At 33.5% G+C, this 4414-nt stretch carries 3 protein-coding genes; all 3 read left to right on the top strand.

What is annotated here, in order from left to right:
* Nucleotides 1-434 precede the first annotated feature (434 nt).
* The 3 genes from hydE to pgl all read left to right on the top strand — a co-directional run bounded on the left by hydE (nucleotide 435) and on the right by pgl (nucleotide 4194).
* Nucleotides 435-1520, top strand: a complete 1086-nt coding sequence (hydE, locus tag OM075_RS24280; RefSeq protein WP_301193155.1) for a [FeFe] hydrogenase H-cluster radical SAM maturase HydE — start codon at nucleotides 435-437, stop codon at nucleotides 1518-1520.
* Nucleotides 1521-1823: 303 nt separating this feature from the next.
* The gene (zwf, locus tag OM075_RS24275; RefSeq protein ID WP_301193154.1) at nucleotides 1824-3359 is read left to right on the top strand and encodes a glucose-6-phosphate dehydrogenase; all 1536 of its coding nucleotides are present in this window, start codon (nucleotides 1824-1826) and stop codon (nucleotides 3357-3359) included.
* Nucleotides 3360-3495: 136 nt separating this feature from the next.
* On the top strand, nucleotides 3496-4194 hold the full coding sequence (gene pgl, locus OM075_RS24270; RefSeq protein ID WP_301193153.1) for a 6-phosphogluconolactonase: 699 nt from the start codon (nucleotides 3496-3498) through the stop codon (nucleotides 4192-4194).
* The last annotated feature ends 220 nt before the right edge of the window (nucleotides 4195-4414 follow it).

The raw sequence follows: 4414 nt of genomic DNA, 5'->3' as shown, positions 1-4414 counted from the left end.
TGCTTCTTTAAACTTTTTGTAATCAAATTCTTTTGTCATGAGGCAAAGTTATTTTCTTTTTAATCTATTATGACACAAAGTTTTGAACACTCTCCCATACACCTATTTTCGATATCTGAAATACCTATCAGCATCTCTCATATACCTAAAATCGATTTCAAAAAACCTATTTTACATCTTCCATACACCTATTTTCGATGTTGAAATACCTATCAGTATCTCTCATATACCTAAAATCGATTTCAAAAAACCTATTTTACATCTTCCATATACCTATTTTCGATATGGAAATACCTATCAGTATCTCTCATATACCTAAAATCGATTTCAAAAAACCTATTTGCATCTTCCATATACCTATTTTCGATATTGAAATACCTACCTGATACTTCCTAAAACTATTTTAGTATTTTTGTACTCTAATCGTAACAGTAATGACAGACATACAATCCATTTTAGATAAAGAACAATATAGTGTAGAAGACATTACCACTTTACTTCAGTTAGAGGGTGATAATCAAAAATTATTATTTAAAAAATCGGAAGAAACTCAACTAAAATACGTGGGCAATAAAGTGTTTTACAGAGGGCTGGTTGAGTTTTCGAATGTATGTGCAAAAAACTGCTATTACTGTGGCATTCGAAAAGACAATAATAATGTGGAGCGATATAATATTGAAGACAAAGACATTATTGAAGCTGCCATTTTTGCCTGGAAAAACAGATATGCCTCAATGGTTATTCAGGGCGGAGAAAGAAGTGATGAGCACTTTATTAACCGAATTGACCACTTAATACAACAAATAAAAAAAGAAACAAATGGCGATTTGGGCATTACTTTATCGCTTGGAGAACAAACTCTTGAAACCTACCAAAAGTGGTACAATAGCGGAGCTCACAGATACCTGCTTAGAATAGAAAGCTCGAACCAGAATTTGTACGAACAGATTCATCCTAAGGATCAGCTTCATGATTACAACCAAAGAATTGAGGCTTTAAAATCATTACGAAAAGCTGGTTATCAGGTAGGAACCGGAGTTATGGTTGGACTGCCGGGACAAACTTTCGAAGATTTAGCCAACGATCTTCTTTTTATGAAAGAAATTGACATTGATATGTGTGGGATGGGGCCTTACATTGAACATAAGGATACTCCATTATTTGAGCGTCGGGGTGAATTATGGCCCATAAAAAAACGCTTTAGCACTACACTTAACATGATTGCTATGTTAAGAATTATAATGAAGGATATTAACATAGCTGCAGCTACTGCTTTACAAGCCATTGACCCAATGGGACGCGAAAAAGCTTTAAAAATTGGTGCCAATGTTATTATGCCCAATATAACGCCTACTTTTAATAGAAAAAACTACCAGTTATACGAAAATAAACCCTGTACTGACGAAGGAGCTGAAGATTGTGGCAATTGTTTGAGTATGCGAATTGAATTAGCAAACAGAGAAATTGGCCTGGGTGAATGGGGTGATTCAAAACATTACTTTAAGCGAAAAAATAAATAATTGCAACCATATATTTCACAGTTGGAAATAAATATTTATAAATGAAAGACTTAAAGTTAATTTTCATTTATAACAACTGGTTTTCCGTGCAATTTAGTATGAATTTGATAAGAAATAATACATTATTTTTAAACCAAATTTGTTGACAGTTGTTCCTAAAACATTAGTCACACTGATTCATTAAAAAATAATATTGAATCGGTAATACATTCTTGTGTTAGATTTTTATTTACCTAGAAATACTGTTATACATAGTATTTTAATGTGAAAAACATCTGGCCATCATAAACAAACAATAGTAAAATGAAAAAACCAAAAAATCATATATTAGTCATCTTTGGCGCTTCTGGTGACTTAACATACAGAAAATTAGTGCCTGCAGTATTTGACTTATACAATAAAGATTTACTTCCTGAAAAATTTGCCATTCTAGGTGTTGGACGTACTGAATTTGCAGATGATGAATTCAGAACCAAAATGAAAGAAGGTATTCAGGAATTTGCCAATACAAGTAAAGAAAAAGGGTGCGAAAAAAACATTGAATCCTTTACTAATAAATTATACTACTATTCTTTAAATACAAAGGAAGAAGCAGAATATAAAGACTTTAAACATCATTTATTTCAGTTGGATGAAAAACTGAAAACGGATCATAATTTTATCTTTTATTTGGCAACTCCCCCAAGTTTGTACACCATTATTCCTGAATATCTAGCTAAACAAGGTTTAAATATTGAAGATGATGGATTTAGAAGAGTAATTATTGAGAAACCTTTTGGGTATGACCTTCAGTCAGCTCAGGCTTTAAATGCCAGTTTATTGCAAAATTTTGCCGAAGATCAGTTATACCGAATTGACCATTATTTGGGTAAAGAAACAGTACAAAATTTATTGGTTACACGATTTTCTAACGGAATTTTTGAGCCGCTCTGGAACCGAAATTATGTAAGTCATGTTGAAATTACCTCAGCGGAAAGCATTGGTGTTGGTAACAGAGGTGGTTATTACGAAGGCTCAGGAGCGTTACGAGATATGCTTCAGAATCATTTATTATTATTGGCCAGTATCATTGGAATGGAACCTCCTGCGCTGATCAACTCCAATAGTATTCGTAACGAGATGGTTAAAGTATTACAATCCATCCGACCTATAAAAGAAGAAGATGTAGAAAAACATGTGGTTCGCGGACAGTATGTTCCATCAACCATTAAAGGAGTTAAAGTAAAAGGCTATAGAGACGAAAAAGGAGTTGATCCGGAATCGAGAACAGAAACCTATGTTGCCATGAAATTTTTCATTGATAACATGAGATGGGCTGATGTTCCTTTTTTGATCAGAACAGGCAAAAGCTTGCCAACAAGAGTTACAGAGGTGGTTATTCACTTTAAACATACACCTCATCACTTATTTTCTGAGCATTCAACCATTATGCAACAGCATAATCAATTGGTAATCCGTATTCAACCTGATGAGGGCTTATTGCTCAAATTTGGTATGAAGGTTCCTGGATCAGGTTTCAATGTTCAGAATGTAAATATGGATTTCCATTATTCTGAATTATCTGATGATTATCTTCCCGGAGCATATGAGCGTTTGCTTCATGATTGTATGTTGGGTGATGCTACATTATATTCAAGGGGTGATGCTGTTGAGGCAGCATGGAAATTTGTTGAACCAATTCAAAAGGCCTGGGTAAACAATCCTGATATTCCGGTTCACGGATATCCTGCAGGAACATGGGGACCTGATATTGCGGATAGTTTATTTGAGGATGAGCACCTTTCGTGGCGCTATCCATGTAAGAACTTAGCAAACGATGGTAATTATTGTGAGTTGTAAACAAAAGTTACCATTAAGAACATAACATTACTGGTCGAATGTCAAAAGTAACTTTATTGCTAAAGGAAATAAATGAATAACATTGCTAGGTAAGACACAATTTGACTTCTGACCTTTGACTTTTAAAACTAAAAAAATGAATATAAATATATTTAAACACAAACAAGCGCTGGCTCTTCATATTGGTCAGCTCTTATTTGATAAATCCAATAATCAGGAAAGACTGAATATTGCATTATCAGGAGGAAGTACGCCTAAAGCTATTTTTGATGAATTAGCATTGAATTACAAGGATAAGATTGACTGGAATAAAATACATTTATATTGGGGTGATGAAAGATGTGTTCCTCCAAGTGATTCGGAAAGTAATTACAAAATGACCTATGATCACTTACTGAGTAAGGTTAATTTTCCGGAAGAAAATATTCATCGTGTTAAGGGGGAACTAAACGTTAATGAGGCTTGTAATGATTATATTGATGAGATTGAAAAAACCGTCAATAAAGTGAATGACCTGCCCCAATTTGACATTGTAATTCTTGGTATGGGTGCCGATGGACATACAGCTTCAATATTTCCATATCAGATTGAACTTTGGGATTCTGAAGAAATTTGTGTACCAGCAAAACATCCTGAATCTGGTCAGGAAAGAGTTTCGTTTAGTGGAAAATTAATTAATAACGCCAAAGAAATATATTTTCTGGTTACTGGTATTGATAAAGCAGAAAAAGTAGCTGAAATCATTAATCAAAAAAATACTTATCAATCATATCCTGCTTCATTAGTTAAAACGCCTTTATGGTTTTTAGATGAAGAAGCTGCTTCGCAGTTGTAGTTTGCTTAGCTACAAAATTGTTAATTCATAAAAAGTAAAGACAGGATTTACATAATTTACAGGATGTAGATGTAACTTGTTAATCCTGAAATCCTGTCTGAATATTTTTTAGTCGTCCTTCTTAGCCTGCATCTTTTTTACCACAAAGGCTCAAAGACACTAAGAATTAGCTCACTGCATATTTGTATATATCTATATTCAATATGGAACTAATGCTATA

It is taken from the genome of Plebeiibacterium sediminum (genome assembly GCF_026013605.1).
GTDB classification, from domain to species: domain Bacteria; phylum Bacteroidota; class Bacteroidia; order Bacteroidales; family Marinilabiliaceae; genus Saccharicrinis; species Saccharicrinis sediminus.
This window is presented reverse-complemented; position numbering and strand designations above follow the sequence as displayed.